The sequence below is a fragment of the Acidovorax sp. Leaf73 genome, from assembly GCF_916855635.1.
GTDB lineage: Bacteria > Pseudomonadota > Gammaproteobacteria > Burkholderiales > Burkholderiaceae_C > Acidovorax > Acidovorax facilis.
Window position 1 is genome coordinate 544461 of the sequence record NZ_CAKASI010000003.1, and the last position, 18847, is coordinate 563307.

General features: G+C 68.2%; 14 protein-coding genes. 8 read left to right on the forward strand and 6 right to left on the reverse strand.

The window, feature by feature from the left end; all coding sequences use genetic code 11:
* Positions 1-58: 58 nt before the first annotated feature.
* From LPA35_RS12285 to LPA35_RS12295, 3 genes are all read left to right on the forward strand, one after another.
* Positions 59-3046: a DUF2339 domain-containing protein gene (locus tag LPA35_RS12285; RefSeq protein WP_228897168.1), complete on the forward strand. Its 2988-nt coding sequence runs from the start codon at positions 59-61 to the stop codon at positions 3044-3046.
* Positions 3043-4530 carry a DUF3999 domain-containing protein gene (locus LPA35_RS12290; RefSeq protein ID WP_228897169.1) on the forward strand — a complete coding sequence of 496 codons (1488 nt, stop codon included), beginning with the start codon at positions 3043-3045 and terminating at the stop codon, positions 4528-4530. The genes LPA35_RS12285 and LPA35_RS12290 overlap by 4 nt, the downstream gene beginning before the upstream one ends.
* A gap of 101 nt (positions 4531-4631) precedes the next feature.
* Positions 4632-6392: an MFS transporter gene (locus LPA35_RS12295; protein WP_228897170.1), complete on the forward strand. Its 1761-nt coding sequence runs from the start codon at positions 4632-4634 to the stop codon at positions 6390-6392.
* A 142-nt stretch (positions 6393-6534) separates the two neighbouring features.
* On the opposite strand, the gene LPA35_RS12300 is transcribed toward LPA35_RS12295, so the two are convergent.
* Entirely contained in the window at positions 6535-7089 is a 555-nt protein-coding gene (locus LPA35_RS12300) for a hypothetical protein (RefSeq protein ID WP_228897171.1), read from the reverse strand.
* A gap of 847 nt (positions 7090-7936) precedes the next feature.
* On the opposite strand from LPA35_RS12300, the gene LPA35_RS12305 reads away from it, so the two are divergent.
* Together LPA35_RS12305 and LPA35_RS12310 are read left to right on the forward strand one after the other, a co-directional pair.
* Entirely contained in the window at positions 7937-8182 is a 246-nt protein-coding gene (locus LPA35_RS12305; protein ID WP_228897172.1) for a hypothetical protein, read from the forward strand.
* A gap of 115 nt (positions 8183-8297) precedes the next feature.
* Positions 8298-8630, forward strand: coding sequence for a hypothetical protein (locus tag LPA35_RS12310; protein ID WP_228897173.1), 333 nt, complete (start codon positions 8298-8300; stop codon positions 8628-8630).
* 114 nt (positions 8631-8744) lie between these two features.
* On the opposite strand, the gene LPA35_RS12315 is transcribed toward LPA35_RS12310, so the two are convergent.
* The gene (locus tag LPA35_RS12315; RefSeq protein ID WP_228897304.1) at positions 8745-9968 is read right to left on the reverse strand and encodes a murein transglycosylase A; all 1224 of its coding nucleotides are present in this window, start codon (positions 9966-9968) and stop codon (positions 8745-8747) included.
* On the opposite strand from LPA35_RS12315, the gene LPA35_RS12320 reads away from it, so the two are divergent.
* The 3 genes from LPA35_RS12320 to LPA35_RS12325 all read left to right on the forward strand — a co-directional run bounded on the left by LPA35_RS12320 (position 9901) and on the right by LPA35_RS12325 (position 10928).
* Positions 9901-10077, forward strand: coding sequence for a hypothetical protein (locus tag LPA35_RS12320; RefSeq protein WP_228897174.1), 177 nt, complete (start codon positions 9901-9903; stop codon positions 10075-10077). The genes LPA35_RS12315 and LPA35_RS12320 overlap by 68 nt on opposite strands.
* The gene (locus LPA35_RS26085) at positions 10074-10202 is read left to right on the forward strand and encodes a hypothetical protein (RefSeq protein WP_255669686.1); all 129 of its coding nucleotides are present in this window, start codon (positions 10074-10076) and stop codon (positions 10200-10202) included. The genes LPA35_RS12320 and LPA35_RS26085 overlap by 4 nt, the downstream gene beginning before the upstream one ends.
* A gap of 78 nt (positions 10203-10280) precedes the next feature.
* Entirely contained in the window at positions 10281-10928 is a 648-nt protein-coding gene (locus LPA35_RS12325; RefSeq protein ID WP_055394716.1) for an OmpA family protein, read from the forward strand.
* A 41-nt stretch (positions 10929-10969) separates the two neighbouring features.
* Here LPA35_RS12325 and LPA35_RS12330 read toward each other — a convergent pair whose 3' ends face one another.
* From LPA35_RS12330 to LPA35_RS12345, 4 genes are all read right to left on the reverse strand, one after another.
* Positions 10970-11599, reverse strand: coding sequence for a response regulator transcription factor (locus LPA35_RS12330; protein WP_055394714.1), 630 nt, complete (start codon positions 11597-11599; stop codon positions 10970-10972).
* 142 nt (positions 11600-11741) lie between these two features.
* Positions 11742-13787, reverse strand: a complete 2046-nt coding sequence (locus tag LPA35_RS12335) for a nitrogen regulation protein NR(II) (RefSeq protein WP_370110263.1) — start codon at positions 13785-13787, stop codon at positions 11742-11744.
* Positions 13784-14599: a carbon-nitrogen hydrolase family protein gene (locus LPA35_RS12340; protein WP_228897305.1), complete on the reverse strand. Its 816-nt coding sequence runs from the start codon at positions 14597-14599 to the stop codon at positions 13784-13786. The genes LPA35_RS12335 and LPA35_RS12340 overlap by 4 nt, the downstream gene beginning before the upstream one ends.
* The gene (locus tag LPA35_RS12345; RefSeq protein ID WP_228897175.1) at positions 14599-18759 is read right to left on the reverse strand and encodes a YhdP family protein; all 4161 of its coding nucleotides are present in this window, start codon (positions 18757-18759) and stop codon (positions 14599-14601) included. The genes LPA35_RS12340 and LPA35_RS12345 overlap by 1 nt, the downstream gene beginning before the upstream one ends.
* Positions 18760-18847 lie beyond the last annotated feature (88 nt).

Consider the following 18847-nt stretch of genomic DNA (forward strand, 5'->3'; position numbering starts at 1 on the left):
TCTCGCGCACAGCCCCAGGGCCTGCCGACCGGAGCCCAAAAAAGAGGGCGAGGGCGGCATGATCATCTGGGGCATTTTCTGGGGCGCGGTGCTGGGCTCGTGGTTCGGCGGTTACGGCGACTTCGGGCCGTTTGTGGGCGGCATTCTGGGCTTTTTCGCAGGGCTGTCGCTGCGCTGGGCGATCCGCTCTGCCATCCGCACCGAGCTGCAGGCGCACGCCACCAAGGCCACCGCCCAGCCCACGCGGGCACCGCAGGCAGCGCCGGTTGCCGAAGACCGGCCTGTGGCGGCAGCGCAAGTGGCGCAACGGCCTGCGCCACACGCACCCCCTCCACCGCCCACCCCCAGCGACGATCCTCGGGATGCGGACGACGCTTTTTGGGCCGGCGAACTCACGCCCCAAGGCCTGCCGCGCGTCCCCGCGTTGGCTCCGGCGTCGGCCCCGGTGGCCGCCCGCACAGATGCGCCTGTCGCCCCCTCCGAGCCCCGCAAGACAGCCCCGCCCGCGCAGCCCAACCCCATCGAGCTCGCCGTGCTCGCGGCCAAGAACTGGTTCCTGGGCGGCAACACCATCGTGCGTGTGGGCCTGGTGATCCTGTTCATCGGCCTGTCCTTCCTTGCGCGCTACGCGGCGTCGGCCGGGCTGCTGCCGGTCGAGTTCCGCCTGGCGGCGGTTGCAGCGGTGGGCATTGCGCTGCTGGGGGTGGGTTTCCGCAAGCGCACCGACAAACCCGGCTTTGCGCTGGCCCTGCAGGGCGGCGGCGTGGCGGTGATCTACCTCACCGTGTTTGCGGCTTTCCGGCTCTATGGGCTGCTGCCGCCGCTCTGGGCCTTCGGGCTGATGATCGCGGTCTGCGCGGCGAGCTGTGCGCTGGCGCTGCTGCAGGATTCGCGCGCGCTGGCGGTGGCGGCGTTCGCCGGGGGCTTTGCGGCGCCCATCCTGCTCTCCACCGGCCAGGGCAGCCATGTCGGCCTGTTCAGCTACTACACCCTGCTCAACCTGGCGATTCTCTTCATCGCCCACAAGCGCTCCTGGCGCGTGCTCAACGTGGTGGGTTTTGTCGCTACCTTCGGCGTGGCCACGGCCTGGGGGGCGCTCAAATATGTGCCCGATCACTACGCCAGCACGCAGCCCTTCCTCGTGGGCTTTGTGCTGATCTACCTGTTCACCGCCATCTTCTATGCGCGCAACACGCCGACGAAGCTGGGCAAGACGGTGGACAGCATGCTGGTCTTCGGCACGCCGCTGGTGGGTTTTGGGCTGCAGGCCGGGCTGGTGCAGCCGTTTGAGCTGGGCGCGGCCTTCTCGGCGCTGGCCTTTGCGGCGGTCTACCTGCTGACCGCGACCGTGCTGGTGCGCCGCGCGCAAGCCAGTTGGCGCCTGCTCACCGAATGTTTCATCGCCATCGGCGTGGGCTTTGCCACGCTGGCCGTGCCGCTCGCGCTGGATGCGCAGTGGACCTCGGCGGTGTGGGCGCTCGAAGGCGCGGGCGCCTTCTGGGTCGGCATGCGCCAGGCCCGCTGGATGCCGCGTGCCTTTGGCCTGGTGCTGCAGGTCGTGGCCATGCTGGCGTTCATGGGCGGCGTGGACGGTGGTGGCCTGCAGGTCTCGCCCCTGCCGCTGGCCAACCCGGCCTTCCTGGGCGCGATGCTGATTGCTTTGCCCGCGCTGCTGCTGGCCTGGTGGCTGCGCCAGCCGCTGCCCCACAGCGGTTCGGCCTGGGCCCAGGGCTATGCCAGGGTGGAGGTGCTGTTGCCCAACCCAGCCTACCTCTACGGCTTTGTCTTCTGGTGCCTGGCCTGGTGGCTGGAGATCACGCGCAGCGTGCCCGCCACCGAGGCGAATCAGTGGCCCGTCCCGGTGTTCTCGGGCCGCGTTGCCGAACTGCTGGGCATGCTGGCTGTGGTGTTGAGCGCCGCGCTGTCGATGGTGCTCGGCCTGCGCACGCGCTGGGCCGTGGCCACCTGGCCCGCGCGCGCCACCATCGGCGTGCTGGCGCTGGGGTTCGTGGCGCAGGTGGTGGATGGCCATCGCGTGCTGACCACCCCCGCCTGGGCCGTGTGGCCCATCGTGCTGACGCTGCATGGGTGGATGCTGTGGCAGACCGATCGCTGGCAGGCGGCGGACGCTGAGGGCCCGTCCGCCCAAAGCGCGCCGCGCTTCGGCTGGTTCCACGCCGCCACGGCCTGGCTGGTGACCTTGCTGCTGGCCGACTGCCTCTGGTCCGGCATCGGCAAGGCCGAGCTGTGGCGTACCTCGTGGGCCGGTGTGGTCCTGCTGGTCAGCGCGATTGCGGTGCTGATGCTGCTCGCGCTCTGGGCGGGCCGTGGCAACCAGCCTGCGGCACGCGCGGCGCTGCCCTGGCCGCTGAACCCGCATGCCGAGGCCTACTACTGGCTGGCCGCCCTGCCCTTGGCGGTGCTGGTGTTCGGGGGCGCGCTGCTGGCCGCCGTGCATTCGTCCGGACACACGGCGCCGCTGCCTTACATCCCGCTGCTCAACCCCACCGACCTGACCTTGGCGCTTGCGCTGGGCGGCCTGGTGTTCTGGCGGCGGGTGCTGCTCGCAGCGCTGCCGCCCCCGGGCCGCTCGGGTTGGCTCACCGGGCGCCATGCGCTGGTGGCCCTGGCGCTGCTCGCGTTCATAGTGATCAACACCGTGTGGCTGCGGGTGGCCCACCACTTCTTTGGCGTACGCTGGGATGCCTCGGCGCTGTTCAACAGCTTTGTGGTGCAGACCGGCTACGCCATCCTGTGGACGCTGCTGGCGCTCAGCATGATGGTGCTGGCACACCGCCGCGTGCAGCGGCCGCTGTGGCTGGTGGGCGCGGGCTTGCTGGGCGTGGTGGTGGTCAAGCTGCTGCTGATCGATCTGTCCAACGCGGGGGGTGCCGAACGCATCATTGCCTTCATCGCCGTGGGTGTGCTGATGCTGGTGGTGGGCTACTTTGCGCCTCTACCTCCGAAGTCGCCATCCAAGGCGGCAGCCCCAGCGGAGCCTGCTGCGCCACCGCCAGCGCCATCGCAACCAGAAACACTGCTATGAACAAGCCTGTCGCCCTGAACCTGCCCCTGGTGCTGGCCGCTGCCGCCCTGTCCCTGTGCACCGGCGTGGCCCAGGCGGCGGCCGATGCCAACAGCCCTGCGGCCCACGCCATCCGCATTCCTGTCACGCTCGCGGCCGATGCGCCGCTGCAGCGCGTGGTGCTGCCCGCCGAGGTGCTGGTGCGCCTGCAAAGCCCGGGCTATGCCGATGTGCGCCTCTTCAACGGCGCGGGCCAGCCTGTGCCCATGGCGCTGGCCGGCGTGGCCGCCGCCAGCGCGCCGGAGGAATCGGTGGTGTTGCCGGCCTATCCCATCCTGGGCGGGCACGGCACGCCAGGGCAGGCCGGGTTGGAAGGCCTGTCGCTGCGCATCGAGGAGCGCCAGGGCCAGCGTGTGGTGCAGATCGACACGGCCGCCACGACCACCACGGCAGGCCCTGCCACCCCACAGGCCGTGCGCGGCGCGCTGCTCGACGCGCGCAATGTGCAGCTGCCCGTGGCCCGCATGGCCCTGGACGTGGATCTGCCTGCGGGCCAGCCCGTGACGTTCCGGGTGCAGGCCAGCAAGGACCTCAAACATTGGCAGCCACTGGCCGAGACCGTGCTTTACCGTGCCGACGCTGCGGCGGCGCCCACGGCACCGGGCCGCCTGGGCAACGAGCAGGTCGACCTGCAGCGCGCCGACCTGAAGGGCCACTACCTGCGCGTGACCTGGGGCGACGCTGCCGTGACCCTGCGCGGCGCCACGCTGGCTACCTCGTCCAAAACGGGCCCGCGCGAGCGCGTCAGCGCCAGCATGGCCACGCCCGCCCTGGCCAACCCGCGCGAGCTGGTGTTTGCGCTGCCGTTTGCCACACCGGTCGCCGCGCTCGCCATCACGCCGCCCGGCAGCAATGTGCTGATTCCCGTGCGCGTGCTGGGCCGCAACCACCGCGAGCAGCCTTGGTCGCCATTGGCCAGTGCCGTGGTCTACAAGATGGCAACCGGCGGCAAGGAACAGGCCAGCGGGCCCGTGGAGCTGGGCGGTGCCTCGGTGCGCGAGATCAAGATCGAAGCCGACCCCAAGACCCCCGGTTTTGCTGCCGCGCCCGCTTTGGCGCTGCAGTTCGAGCCCGCGCAGCTGGTGTTCCTGGCCAGCGGGCAGGGGCCCTTCACGCTGGCGGCGGGGCTGCCCGGGGCCACGGCGGCGGCCAGCGCCTTCCTGCCCCTGGCCAGCCTGGTGCCGGGCTACCAGCCCGCGCAAGAGAACCAGCTGCCCGTGGCGCTGGCCGATGTGGCCCGTGCCGATATCACCGGCGGCCAGCCCGCAGACGGCGCGCAGGTGCCCGCTGCGGCGGCCAGCGGCGGCATCTCCACGCGCAGCGCCGTGTTGTGGGGCGTGCTGCTGGCGGGCGTGGCGGCACTCTGGCTCATGGCCTGGCTGCTGCTGCGGCAAACCAAACAGGCGGGCACCCAGGTCCCGGCTGCGCCGACCGATGCCCCATGACGAAGCGCGGCGCCGGTGATGGCCCGTTTGGCGCAGGCCCGCAGTGGGCTATTTGGCGCTGAGCCACCACAGCCGCGCCAACCGTCGCACAATGCGCAGACATGCCGCCATTGCCGTCCCACGAAAGCACGCGCAGCGTTGCGCCCCCGCCCTCCCCTGATGCCCCGGACCTGAGCCCGGGCGCCCCGCCGCAAAGCGATGCGGCTGCAGACCGTGCCGCGCGTGCGGATCTGGCGCATGGCACCGAAGAGTCCGTTGCCGCCCAGTTGGGGGACAGCGCGGCGCTGAACCAGGCGGCTTCGCTCTCACCGTTTGCGCCCTTGTCGGTGCCCGTGTTCCGCATGCTCTGGCTCACCTGGGTGGCGGCCAACACCTGCATGTGGATGAACGACGTGGCGGCCGCCTGGCTCATGACCACGCTCACCACCTCGCCCGTGCTGGTGGCGCTGGTGCAGACCGCTTCCACGCTGCCCGTGTTCCTGCTGGGCCTGCCCAGCGGTGCGCTGGCCGACATCCTGGACCGGCGCCGTTACTTCATCGCCACGCAGTTCTGGGTCGCGGCCGTGGCGCTGGTGCTGTGTGTGGCCATCCTGGCCGGAGGCATGACGGCGCCGCTGCTGCTGGCGCTCACCTTTGCCAACGGCATTGGCCTGGCCATGCGCTGGCCGGTGTTTGCGGCCATCGTGCCGGAGCTGGTCAGCCGTCCGCAGCTGCCCGCCGCACTCGCGCTCAACGGCGTGGCCATGAACGCCTCGCGCATCATCGGCCCGCTGCTGGCGGGCGCCATCATCGCCAGCGCGGGCAGCGCCTCGGTGTTTGTGCTCAACGCCGTGCTGTCCATCGTCTCGGGCCTGGTCATCATGCGCTGGAAGCGGGTGCACACACCCAGCCCGCTGGGCCGCGAGCGTCTGACCAGCGCCATGCGCGTGGGCCTGCAGTTCGTGCGCCAGTCGCCGCGCATGCGGGCCGTGCTGTGGCGCATCTCCATCTTCTTTCTGCACGCCACCGCACTGCTGGCCCTGCTGCCGCTGCTGGCCAAAGGGCTCGAAGGCGGCGGCGCGGGCACCTTCACGCTGCTGCTGGCCAGCATGGGCGCGGGCGCCATCACGGCGGCCATGTTCTTGCCGCGCCTGCGCCAGGCCATGGCGCGCGATGTGCTGGTGATACGCGGCACAGCGCTGCAGGCCGCCGCCACGGGCGTGATGGCCGTGGCGCCCAATGTGTACGTGGCCGTGCCCGCGATGTTCGTGGCGGGCATGGCGTGGATCACCACGGCCAACTCGCTGTCGGTGTCTGCCCAGCTCGCGCTGCCCAACTGGGTGCGCGCGCGTGGCATGTCCATCTACCAGATGGCCATCATGGGCTCCACCGCGCTGGGCGCCGCCGTGTGGGGCCAGGTGGCCACGGTCACCGATGTGCATGTGAGCCTGGGCATTGCCGCCGCCACCGGCGTGGTGGCCATGCTGCTGGTGCAGCGCCTGGTGGCGGACCGCAGCATGGAGGAGGACCTGAGCCCCTCGCGCGCCTTCAAGGCGCCCGTGGCCGACACACCGCCGGGATCAGGGCACCTGGTGGTCACCATCGAATACTTCATCGACCCCGCCCGCGCCGCTGAATTTCGCGCCGTGATGCAGGAAAGCCGCCGCAGCCGTTTGCGCCAGGGCGCCCTGGGCTGGCAGTTGCTGCACGACATCAGCCAGCCCGCGCGGTACGTGGAGCGCATCGAGGACGAGTCGTGGACGGAGCACCTGCGCCGTTTTGACCGCGTGACGGCCTCGGACGTGGCGCTGCGCGACCGCAAGCTGGCGTTTCATGTGGGCGATGCGCCGCCCCGGGTGACGCGCTGGGCGGTGGAGCAATGAGGGGCCTCCCCGGGTAGCTATAAATCATCCGCGCATGCCGCTGGTGCAGACAATGCGGTAGCCCGAAAAAAAGGGAACACACGATGGTGTTCCCTTTCAATAGGAGCGTGCAACGCCCCGAAGCCAATGAGCGGCTGTTGGATCAGTCGGGCGAACCGGCCCAGATATCGGAACGCAAGCCCGCATCTGCACCCACGGCAGCAGACTTCGCGCTCGCCGCCTTTGCCGTGACGTCGGTCACGGAGATCGCCACCGGACGAAGCGCATCGCCGCCGGAAACTTCACGCGAAGTCACACAAAACCATTCGCCTGGAATCGCCGCGACCACTGTGCCAGCATCACTTTCGCGCCCTGGGTTGCGGCCCAGCCATCCTGCAGTATTCGTCCGGATGGGCTTGCCGCTAGCGTCGATAGATGTGGAATTCCAGTCGTCGTTACTCCCGGTGGAGTTGTCGCTGAATCGGATCACCAGCGTGGGGTTGGAATCGGCAGCCATGCCTTCTGCCAGGACGACGAACACTTTGCTGCCGTCCGGCAACGTCTTCCCACCTGCGCCCACAATCGTGCAAGCCGCTGTCGGCGTGTTCTGCGATTGCACCGCGTTTGTGCTGATGTTGAGCAGCTCGGCATGCACACCCGTGGTCATCGCCAGGCCCAAGCTCATTCCCAAAACACTCTTCAAAATACCTTGTCGCATGCTGCGATCCTCTCATTGTTAATAACAAACACGATCTGTGCTGGGGCACAGACCTCCTCCCTGTCTTCGGCGCTGGAACAGAACAACTGCCATCGCCATGACGCCACCATGGCACCGCAATGAAGCCCATGCCGACGCAGGCCTGGCAGGTTCGGCGCCCCTGCACTCCGCTGTCAAAAGCGGCGGCTTTGTGCCATCCGTGTGCTTCTCGCGGTTCTTGGCCGGCGGAAGTGTTACGGCGGCGATAGGCCCTTGTTCGCCCAGTGAGCCACTACCTGCCGAAGACGAGCGCAGATTCTCAAGGGCCAATCTGGTAGTGGTGCCGTTGACTTTGTAGTCTTCTGTAAATGCACCCTGCCCGCAGGAATGGCTGTTTACAGATGGTCTTGCAACGTCTGCACGTGGGGCGATGCGGCGGCGGCGTTGCTTCGTTCCGCGAGTGCCTCTTACAACGCGTCACAAAAACTCCATCGGTTTCACCATCCTGCTCCGGGGCATGTGGGGCTGGCCATTGCTGCATGGCATCAGCCAGTCCCCTCGGTTTTGTGGAACCCATCCGCGAGGAAGCCCGGACGGAATACCTGCTGTGCTTTATCGGGTGATGGCTGTATGACGTGGCGCAGCGGGGCCACACGCTGGGGCTTTATGGGGGATGCGCCGCCGAGGGGGACAAGGTGGGCGTTGGCGGCCGTGGGCTGGGTTTTGTGCGATTTGAGATGTTTTTGGTCGCTAGCGCTTGTGGGGTAAGCGCTATAAGCTATAAATTTTGTAGCATTGTGGCTCGCCTCACTCCGCCCTTCGGGCTGAACGCCCCCGGCCAGTGCGACTCGGTTGAAAATCCCGGCCCATGACCTTCATTTTTCAGATGCTCTACCAAGTGCATCCGCTGCTTCCACTCGCGTATTTGATCGTGCTGGGGAACGGGGTTCTCGCCCCCGCTATCTATTGCGCCGCGCGCGGTATCCCGTATGACATCACGACGATCTGGTCGTTGGCCAAGCACGGCCAGATCGGCGCGAGATATACCGTGATCTCGTGGGCCGCATTTGCCGCAGCGTCGGTCTTGGTTCTTGTTCTGTATGGGGTGAGATGAACCTATGAATCTCCTCGCGCGCTCCCGCCTGCTGCTTTCTTTCCTGTGTATCGTCCCCTGCGTCCACGCCGCCTCCGATCCAGCCCTGCTCGGCTGCTGGCGCGCCGCCAAAATCGTGCTGACCACCCCCGATGGCGAAAAGGCCGAAGACACCTCCGGCCGCTGCACCCTGCAGTTCAAGGAAGATCAGTTCGAATCGACCTGCAAGACCGCCAGCGGGACGGCCATTACCACGTACCGTTACCAGGTCGTCCGCCCCCAGGTGTATGCGGCCACCATGGCGGGCAGCACTTTCAGGACGGAGATGGTGGGCTCGACGCGCGAGTACGAGTACCGCGTCACGGGCGATCAACTGCGCACCGTGACCGTGCCCCCGGCCATGGCGTTCGCGGCGGCGGCTGCGGCCCAGCGGGTGGAGACCGAAGCGGCGAGGGTGCCGTGCCCGTGAATGGGGCTGCCAACCGCTGGGCGCTGGTTCGCAGAGGTGACTGAGAGTTTGCTATTATTTCAATAGCTGTCAGCGCTTATTCAATAAGCGCTGACAGCCAAAATCATTCAAAAATCAACGGGGCCACAACGCCCACAGACGCAGGTTCTGCTTCAGGCGCCCGGCGATGTCGCCCGCTTCCGGGCCCCAGCCAGTGAAGAAGTCTGCACGCACCGCCCCCAGGATGGCGCTGCCCGTGTCCTGCGCCATCACCATGCGGTTGAGCTGCACCTGCGGGCCGCTGGAGGCCAGCCAGACGGGTGTGCCGTACGGGATGCTCTGGCGGTCCACGGCGATGGAGCGGCCGGGGGTGAGCGGTACGCCCTGGGCGCCGCGCGGGCCGAAGCCTGCGTCCAGCGGGTTCAGAGGCTCCTCGCGAAAGAACACGTAGCGAGGGTTGGTCCACATCAGCTCGTTGGTGCGCTGGGGGTTGGCGGCCAGCCAGGCGCGGATGCCGGGCCAGGTGGCGTCGCGGGTGTAGCCCTGGTCCAGCAGCCAGCGGCCGATGCTTTGGTAGGGCTGGTCGTTGGTCCCCGCGTAAGCCACGCGCACCAGCGACACCGTGCCGTCTGCCTCGGCGATGCGCAGGCGGCCCGAGCCCTGGATGTGCAGCACCATCGATTCCACAGGGTCGCGCAGCCAGGCGATGGCGCGGCCCGCGAGCGCGGCCTGCGCTTCCGGCAGGGTCTCGATCTGCTGGCGCGTGTACCAGGGCTTGCGGGCCCCAAGGCTGGTCGGTACGCGGTAGATGGGCACGGTAAACCCATTGCCTGGCTGGCGGGTGGCCTCCATCATCGGCTCGTAGTACGCGGTGAGCAGGCCTTCGGGGTTGCCGTCGGTTGCTTCAACGCGGTAGGGCTGCAGGCGGGCGATGAGCCACGCGCGTTGCTCGTCGGCGGTGGCAATGCTGAGCTGGCGCACTTCGCTGCACAGCGCAGTGAAGGGGGGCTGGGGGCGTTCGCAGCTCTTGATCCAGGCGTTCCAGGCCTCGTGCAACGCATCGTCGGCAAAGCCCGGCAGCTCGGCCCAGCGCACGGGAATCCAGCGGCTTTTGGGCTGTGACATCGGTGGCGGCAGCGGGCCGGTGTCGCCGGGCAGCACCACGGTGCTGGGCGGTGGTGGCGCGGGGATGGCCCCGGGGCGGGAGGGGCTTGGGGCAGGGGGCGTGGAGCAGGCGGCCAGCGTTCCTACAATCAGCGCCGTCAAAGCAACGCGCAGGAGTGTCAATTTCATGGGGCTGATTTTGCTTGAAGCGCTGCTGGCGCTGGTGTTGCTGGTGGCCATCGTCTGGTGGACGATGTTCTCGGGCCGCAAGGGTGGCGAGCTGCAGCCGCCGCCGCAGGAGCCTTTGCCTCCACCGCCAGCGGAATCCCCCCAGGCAGCTCCCCCACCACCTCCGGCGCAATGACCTTGCCTGCGCGCGTGCAGCGGGCCCAGGCGGCTTCGTCCTACAGCCAGGGTGCCGCTGTGCCGATGGTGCCCCGGCCCGGCTGCAGCCACGATGGCGATGAGCTGGGCGCACCCGAGGCCTAGGCCCACCACAGGCCATGCGGCACGCGATCGGAAGTCCCGAAGCGCCCAGCTCCGTTGAATCTTTCAAGGAGCACCACCATGCGCAAACACATTCTTCTCGGCGCCACCGCCGTCATCGTTCTGGCCACTGGCTGCGCCAGCATGGACGACACCCAGCGCCGTACCGCTACCGGGGCCGGCGTGGGCGCGCTGGCAGGCGCCGTCATCGGCTCGGCCACCGGTGGCAGCGCTGGTACCGGGGCAGTGGTAGGTGCCGGTGTGGGGGCCCTGGGCACCTACATCTGGTCGCAGAACATGGAGCGCCAGAAGCGCGAGATGGAGCAGGCCACGCGAGGCACCGGCATCGGCGTGACGCAGACCGCCGACAACCAGCTCATGCTCAACATCCCCAGCGACATTTCGTTTGCCGTGGGCCGTTCGGACATCCAGCCCAATTTCGCGCCCGTGCTCGACCAGTTCGCTGCCGGGCTGCGCAACAACCCCAACACCGATGTCCGCATCGTGGGCCACACCGACAACACCGGCAGCGACGCCATCAACAACCCGCTCTCGATGGACCGCGCTGCCAGCACGCGCAGCTATCTCACGGGGCGGGGCGTGGACGGGCGCCGCATCGCCATCGACGGAATGGGGGAGCGGTATCCCATCGCCACGAACGAGTCGGCCGACGGCCGGGCGCGCAATCGGCGCGTGGAGATCTTTGTGGGCGAGCGGCCACGCGGGTAAGCAACCACACCCGAGAGGGCGTGGGGCGGGCGCGCAGAGCCCTACTTCTCTGTGCGCAGCAGATTGGCCAGCTCCACGGCCGACTTGACCTGCATCTTGTCGAACACGCGTGAGCGGTGCACCTCCACCGTGCGCACGCTGATATCGAGCTGGTCAGCGATCAGCTTGTTGGGCAGGCCCGCTACCACGAGGTCCATCACATCGCGCTCGCGGTCCGTCAGATCGCGCAGGCGCACCTGAAGGTCGCTGCGCTCACGCAGTTGCGCCAGGCGCTCGGCCGACTTGGCCAGCGCCTGCTCGACACGGTCTACTAGCGCGTTGTCGGAAAACGGTTTTTCGCAGAAATCAAACGCACCCCTCTTGACGGTGTCCACGGCAGTGGGCACGTCCGCGTGGCCGGTCAGGAAGATCACCGGCATGGTGGCCAGGTCACCACGCACCGCCAGCAGGTCGAACAGCGCCAGGCCGCTCATGCCGGGCATGCGCACGTCCAGCAGCAGGCAGCAGGGCTGGCGCTGCGCGGGCCGGCTTGAGAGCATGGCGTCAAAGGCCTCGGCGCTCTCAAAGGACTCGCTGAATAGCCTGCGCGAACGCAATAGCCACGCCAGCGCTTCGCGCACGCTGGCGTCGTCGTCCACGATGTACACGGTGGCGTTGGTGGTGGGCTCCATGGTTTAACTCGGTTAACTAGTGCATTGTCGGTTACGCGCGGTCGACGCAACCGGCGCGACCTGGGCGGGGGCCGCCCCGCCGCGCTAGCGGCGTACCCCTTCCCGCGCGCAGCGCGAGAGAAGGGGGAAGTGACGCAGTCGCTCAGGGGGTTGCCGCTGGCAACGTGAAGGTAAACACCGTACCACGCGGTTCATGGGGCGCAAATCCGAGAAAACCGCCATGCTGCTCGATCACCGTGCGGCACATGCTCAGCCCCAGACCCATGCCCTCGGGGCGGGTGGTGAAAAACGGGGTGAAAAGCCTTTCGGCTACGTCCGGGGGAATGCCCGATCCCAGGTCGGTCACCGCAAACTCGATCCAGCCGCTGTGCTGGTTCGACGCCGCACGCCGCACCCGAATGTCCAGAATGCGCGTGGGTAGGGCGGGGTCGTCCATGGCCTGCATGGCATTGCGCGCCAGATTGAGCAGCACCTGCTCGACCATGGTGCGGTCGCACAACACGGGGGGCAGGTGGGGCTCCAGTGAGGTGTTCACGCGCACCCCCAGCTTGCGTGCCTGCAGGCTCACCAGCGGCAGGATGGCATCGAGCAACTGCTGCGCGTACACCGCTTCGCGCGCCTGGTCGCGGCGGCGCACAAAGTCGTGGACGCTCTTGATCACTTTGCCTGCGCGTTCGGCTTGCCGCGCAATATGTTGCATGGCCATGCGCACATCCTGCAGCTGCTCGGCATGGGCAGCTGCGCCTGCGCCCTGCTCTGCCGGTGTGGGCGCCTCCAGCAGGTTGATGGAGCCGGTGGCATAGCTGGAAATGGCGGCCAGGGGCTGATTGAGTTCGTGGCTCAGCAGCGAGGCCATTTCGCCGACGGTGGCCAAGCGGGCGGTGGCCTGCAGCCGCTCTTGTGACGCCCGCGACAGCTCTTCCACCCGCCGCTGCTCGCTGATGTCGAGGAACGCGCTCATCCAGCCCGTGTGCAGGCCCTGGGCGTTGATGAGCGGGGCCTCGATGATCAGCACAGGGAAGCGGGTGCCGTCCTTGCGCATGAATTCTGACTCGAAACCCTCGCGCGGCGGCATGGTGCCCGCAAAGCGGATGGCCTGGCGCTGGCGATACTCCTCCACCCGCTCGGGGGGCCAGTAGGGCGCGGTCACGCTTTGGCCCAGCAGCTCCGGCGCGCTGAACCCCACCATGGCGCAGAAGGCCGGGTTGACATAGGTGATGCGGCCTTCCAGATCGCGGGCGCGCAGGCCTGTGACCAGCGAGTCCTCCATGGCCTTGCGAAACGCCAGCGCGTCGGCCAGGTCGCGCTCGGCGCGCAGGCGCCTGCGGTTGTCGCGCACCAGCACCACCATCACGGTGACCAGCGCAATCGACATGGCGGTGACCAGCGCGGTCAGCACGTTGGGGAACAGGCTGGGCGCGCTGTGCCAGGTGTCCATGCGCAGCACCAGGGTGCTGCCAGGTAGATCGAGCAGGTGCGTGGCCGTGAACATGCGCGAGCCGCGGCGCGCGGCGCCCAGCACGGCCAGCCGGGTGCCGTCGGCCTCCGTGAACGAGGCCTCCTGGCTGCGGGTGAGGTTGTGCGCCACCAGGTTGATCAGCACGTCCTGCAGCGAATACGTGACCACCAGGAAACCCGTGCTGCGCCCGCCCGAGGTGAGCGGCAGGCACAGCTCCATCATCTCCGAGCCCAGCCCGTCGCCGTGGGGCTGAAAGTAGCTGCTTGAATAGGCTGGGCTGCTCAGGCGGCGTGCGTTGGCACAGGCAATGGCGGCGTCGGACTGGTTACCCTCGCGCAGCCGGGCGTCCCAGGCCACGGGGCGGTAGGGCGACTGGGCATGGGTGCGTACCCGCAGGTCGGCATCGCGCCACTCGATGCGCACCAGCTCCCGCCGGTTGCGCAGCAGCTCGGCTGCATCGACCTCCCAGGCCAGCTGGCCCGGGTCGCCCGCGTGCAGGGCCTGCAGGCTTTGCAGGTTGCGCGTAAGCGCCACGCGGATGTCGGACACCGCGTCGGCCGTGTCACGCTCCAGGCGCGACTGCACCTGACTGGCCTCGTAGCGCCCCGCAAGCCACACCATGGTGGCGAGCATGGAGATCACCAGGGCTACCAGCAGGGTCCACAGCGACCAGCGCCGCCATGCGCCGCGCCAGCGTCTGAAGAGTGTGCGCTGCTGCGGGATCTTCACAGGACGCGGTGCGACAAGGCGGGCAACTGCAGGCGAATGTCGCGCAGGCGCTGCGGGTCCACCACACCCGACACCACGCCCGCCAGTTGGTCCTGCTGGGCGAGCACGGTGCCCCAGGGGTCCACCAGCATGCTGCGGCCCCAGGTGTGCCGCCCGTTTTCGTGCACACCGCCCTGTGCGGGCGCCAGCACATACGCCAGGTTTTCCACGGCGCGGGCGCGCAGCAACAGCTCCCAGTGCGCCTGGCCGGTGGTGTGGGTGAACGCGCTGGGCACGAGCAGCAGGTCTGCACCCGCGCTGGCGTGGGCGCGGTACAGCTCGGGAAAGCGCAGGTCGTAGCACACCGAGAGGCCCACGCGCCAGCAGTGGCCGTCGCGCGATGGCAGCTCGAACTGCACGGGGGTGTTGCCCGCTTCGATGACCCGGCCTTCGTGGAACTGCTCGCGCCCGTTGTCAAAGTAGAAAAGGTGAATCTTGTCGTAGCGTGCCACGCAGTCGCCAGCGGGGTTGAACACCAAGGTGGTGTTGCGCACCCGGTCGGGTGTGGTGGCCACCAGCGGCAAGGTGCCCCCCACAATCCACATCTGCAGCTCGCGTGCCGCGCTGGCCAGAAAGTGCTGGATACGGCCCTCGCCCGGTGCTTCGCGCAGGGCGATCTTGTCGGTGTCCTTGTGGCCCATCACGCAAAAGTATTCGGGCAGCACGGCCAGCTCGGCACCTGCGCTGGCGGCCTGCTCCAGCAGGGCGCGCGCAGCGCGCAGGTTGTCGTCGAGCCGGGTGCAGGACACCATCTGGATCGCAGCAACTTTCATCATGACGGTTCTCCGGTGCGGGGTGCGCTGGGGCGTGTGGGCGTGCCGGTTGCAGGGCCTGCCTCGCGGTTGCGGCGGGCCACGCGCACCACGCGGGGGTCCGTCCAGGTGCCATCGATGCGGAACTCCTGCGTGGCCGCCTCGATCAGCGGGCCGCGCAGAAATACCTGGGCCAGGAAGCTGCCCAGCCCAATGACCGGGTTGATGGCTGTGGCCACCAGGGACGCGGTCATGGCGTTGATCTCGGGCACCACCACCACGCGCAGGTCCTGGGTTTCCTGATCGATGTTGGCGCTGCCCTCCATCAGCACGGCGGCGTTGACGCCCTTCATCTGCAGATTGTTCGTGGTGGCCACGCCCTGCTCGATGCGCACATCGCCCCGGACAAAGTCGAACGCAAAACCCTCGCTGAACACGTCGCGGAAGTCGAGCGTCAGGCGGCGTGGCAGCGATTGCAGGCTCAGCACGCCCAGCAGCTTGGCCAGGCCTGGGTCGGCTTTGAGGAACTGGCCGGACTCCACGTTCAGGTTGATCTGCCCGGTCATGCTGCGGTAGTCAGGGCTGAACGGCGCGCCGATCCAGGCCACCTGCCCTTCCATGCGGCCCTTGCCGCGCCGGACCACATTGGCCATGCCCATGCGGCCCAGCAGGTCGCCCGAGTCGCGGATGTCCAGCTTGAAGTTGAGCACCGTGCGCCGCTCCGGCGTGCGGGGCCCCACACCTGCGGTGTTCAGCACCGCCCAGTTGCCGTTGGCTGTGAAGTTCGCCTCGGGCGCGAGGATATTGAATTTGGAGAGGCGCCATTCGCGCTGCGTGCCATCTCCGCCCCGGTTCTGCGCTTCTATCTCCACACGCCCGAGGCGTTTGCCACGCAGTTCAAAGTCATCCACCACGATGTCCAGCGCGGGCAGGGCGCCGGGCTGCTCGTCCAGCAGGGCCTCGACCTGGGTGACGTCGCTCTGGGGCATGTTCACGCGCGAGAGCCGCGCAAACAGGCGCCCATTGGGGTGTTCGGCGCCGCCTGGCTGGCGGTATTCCAGATAGCCGTTGAGTTCTGTGGCGTCGAGGTTGGCACGCCAGGTGGTGCCGTCCCGTAGCGCGCCGGCCACGATGTTGTGCAGGGTGCGACCCTGCAACGTGAGTTCGCGGGCGCGCAAGGCCAGTGTGGTGGGCAGGTAGTCCTGCGCCGTGCTGGGCGTTCCCGTTGAGCCTGGCGATCCGGGTGCGGTCGTGGGGCGTGCAGCGGGTTCGCTGCCGGTTGCCTGGGTCAGCACGTCTTCCCAGGCATCCACATCGAGCTTGCCCTGGCTGATGTTGGCCGCCACACCCTGCGCGGGCACCGGGGCGGATTCCCCGCCCGACAGGCCGATGCCGATGGCACCGCGCAGCACCCGGGCCTGGGGCCCGCCCAGATCCCGAATGTAAGTGGCCGAGCCCAGTGCGCCCAGGTCCAGCGTGATCTGATCGCGCAAAGGCGGGGCTTCGGTGCCATTTCCAGCCTGCGTAAGGCCCACCAGCGATTCGCGGGCCACCTGGGTTTCAAACCGCATTGGCAGGCTGCCTTCGGCCGTCTTGCCCAGCGGGGCGGGCAGCGCCAGCGCCAGCCCCTGTAGGCTGGTGGTCACCTGCACCTCCGGCACGCCACGGCGAAACGCGAGCGCCATGGAATACGCGGTGCTGCCCGTGGCGCGGCGCGCCAGCTGCGAGAGCATGCCCAGTTGTGATGCCTGCTGCAGCCCTTCGGCCGTGGCGGTGCCCTGTGCGCGAAGCTGCACGGCCGATTCGGTAGCCGGGGCATTGGAGGGCAGAGCGCGCATGCCGCCCTCCAGCCGCACAGGCCCTCCCAGTGCCTGGGCCTGCACGGTATTGAGCGAAAAACCGCCTTCGGTGAACTGCACCACGCCCCGCACTCGGCTCAGCGTCGGGGTGTCGGGGGTAATGCGCAGTTCGTTGCCCGCCAGCGTGACGCTGCCCTGGACCTTGGATTTTTCGATGTCGCTGATCGGCAAGGTCAGGCGCAACTTGAAATCTGCGTTGCCGGTGCCGCTGGCCTGCTCCAGTGCATTGCCGGTCATCCGGCCCAAAGGCGACGTGTTCATGAGCGTGAGCAGCTCGGTCAGCGGCCCCCGGGCATCGGCACTGACACCCACCACGGTATGGGAGAGGTCTGGAATCTTGGCGTCCACCTTCGACAGGCGCAGGCCCGGACGTCCCGCAAAACTGCCACTGGCGCCGCGCACCTGCATGGAGGAGCGTTCAAAGACCAGTTCCCCCGCCAGCTCCGTCAATGCAGGCCACGGCAACGTATTGGCCGGTTGCAGCTGCGTAGGGACGTAGGCGTAGGTGACATCCTTCACGCGGGCTGCGATGCGAAATTCGCCTTGTTTGGGGTCGTCGAAAGGCAGGTGGTGCAGATCCCCTTTGACGCGGAACTGCACGTTGCTCGCGCTGCCCGCCACCACGGCGTCGCGCACATAGTGGCGCGACTCCTGGGGGATGGACAGCGGCAGGTAGCGGTGCACACGGGTCCCGTCCGCCCGGTTCAGGGTGCCTGTGAGGTCCAGCACCCCCGGAAAGCGAGAGCGGTGTGCCACCTTGCCCGCATCGCTGGTATGCCAGGTGGCCCGGGCCTCGCCTTGGGCGTCGGCATTGGCAAACTGCACGTCGGTGGCCTGCACGGCGATGCGGTCGCCATCGAGTTGCCAGCGCACATCGGCGCTGAGCCTGTCCAGCGGCAGCACTGGGTCTTCGAACACGCCGGGCAGCACCAGCGCGCCGGAGGCAATGGTCAGCGCTGCCTTGCCGCCCGCCTGGGTCATGTCGATGTCCACCGTGGCACCCCGCAGGCCCAGTTGGGTGGAAGCGCTGGCGGGGGTGTCGCCTGCCAGCGCCAATCCGCGAATGCGCCCGCGTACTTGATACTGCTGCAGGTTTTCGAGAGGGCCTTTCCAGGTGGCCTGGATCTCGTCCACGAGCCCGTGGGGTGAATAGGTGCGCACGGCCTCATGTGCCGTGGCGCCCAGGGGCAGGCGGCTGGCGACCTGCGCCAGGGCAGCCAGGTCCAGGCGGTCGGCGCGGAACTCGCCTTGCGCGGGAGCCTTGCCGGCCGCTGCCGTGTGCACAAGCCGGACGTTGCCTCCGGGCCAGGTGAGACCATCGTCCGTCTTGAATTGCAGCGCCTGGGTCGAGAATTCGAACCCCCCGTTCAGTCGGCGCCCACCCAGCCGCCCCTGAATGGACGGCAGCACCAGCGCCTGCAAGTCTGCACCCAGTGTGGCATTGACATCGGCCAGCGCCAGGTCGGCTGTGCCGCCCACAATCTGCCCGCGCTGCACATCGGCCCAGGCTCGCAGCGCGCCCCGGCCCTGTGCGATATCCACGCCCACATCGGCATGGTGGCGCAGCCGCGAGACGTCCACCCGGGAAAAGTCGGCGAAGACCTGCCCATTCCAGTGTTTCCAGTTGCCGTCGCGCGCGCGCAGCAAGGGGGCGCGGAACAGCCCCGTCACCGTGAAGCGGTCTCCCCAGGCTTCGGGCGGCGTGGCATCCAGCCGCATGTGATGGTGCCAGTTGCCGTTGCGCAAGAGCAGGTCCACCTTCTCCAGCGCAAGCTCCGGGGCGCCGCGCTGCTCATCGGTCCAGCGCACCGTGCCACCTCGGATGAACACCTCGCCCTGTGAAAACAGCCAGTCGGCGGCGGCGTTGTCCTCGCCCTGCTGCTGGGAGAAATCCAGGCCCGCCACCTGGATGCGGCCGTCCGCAGTGCGGCGCACATCCAGCTCGGGCTCTTCGATGTACAGCTGCTCGAACCCGCCCTTGAGCAGGGAGCGCGGCGACAGCGCCACCACCACCCGTGGAAGGCGCAGGGCAGAGCGGCCGGCTGCGTCCAGCAGGGTGACATCCGAGAGTTCAATGGAAGGGATCAGGCCTTCGGTGTGCGCCGCGATGGCACCGATCTGGACAGGAACCCCCAGCGCCCGTGCGGCATGCGCCTCCAGCTGTGGGCGGAAATCACCGATTCGCGGCACAATCCAGCCATGAAGGGCCCCCCACGCGATGGTCAGCAGCAGCCAGAAGGCCAGCAGCAAGCCCAGTGACCACCGCGCGAGACCTGCCACAATTTTCAGCAGGCGGGTGGGGTGCGTGGTGGGATCGATCATGGTGGGATTGAATGTGGCAGGAATTATGACCCGCAGGCTTAGCGCGGGTTCACTACAAACCAGTGTTCTTATGTACGCAGCGTTGCGC

Coding starts and splice junctions, on each gene's coding strand:
- LPA35_RS12285 (WP_228897168.1), top strand. CDS start 59: ATGATCATCTGGGGCATTTTCTGGGGCGCGGTGCTGGGCTCGTGGTTC.
- LPA35_RS12290 (WP_228897169.1), top strand. CDS start 3,043: ATGAACAAGCCTGTCGCCCTGAACCTGCCCCTGGTGCTGGCCGCTGCC.
- LPA35_RS12295 (WP_228897170.1), top strand. CDS start 4,632: ATGCCGCCATTGCCGTCCCACGAAAGCACGCGCAGCGTTGCGCCCCCG.
- LPA35_RS12300 (WP_228897171.1), bottom strand. CDS start 7,089: ATGCGACAAGGTATTTTGAAGAGTGTTTTGGGAATGAGCTTGGGCCTG.
- LPA35_RS12305 (WP_228897172.1), top strand. CDS start 7,937: ATGACCTTCATTTTTCAGATGCTCTACCAAGTGCATCCGCTGCTTCCA.
- LPA35_RS12320 (WP_228897174.1), top strand. CDS start 9,901: ATGGGGCTGATTTTGCTTGAAGCGCTGCTGGCGCTGGTGTTGCTGGTG.
- LPA35_RS26085 (WP_255669686.1), top strand. CDS start 10,074: ATGACCTTGCCTGCGCGCGTGCAGCGGGCCCAGGCGGCTTCGTCCTAC.
- LPA35_RS12325 (WP_055394716.1), top strand. CDS start 10,281: ATGCGCAAACACATTCTTCTCGGCGCCACCGCCGTCATCGTTCTGGCC.
- LPA35_RS12330 (WP_055394714.1), bottom strand. CDS start 11,599: ATGGAGCCCACCACCAACGCCACCGTGTACATCGTGGACGACGACGCC.
- LPA35_RS12340 (WP_228897305.1), bottom strand. CDS start 14,599: ATGAAAGTTGCTGCGATCCAGATGGTGTCCTGCACCCGGCTCGACGAC.
- LPA35_RS12345 (WP_228897175.1), bottom strand. CDS start 18,759: ATGATCGATCCCACCACGCACCCCACCCGCCTGCTGAAAATTGTGGCA.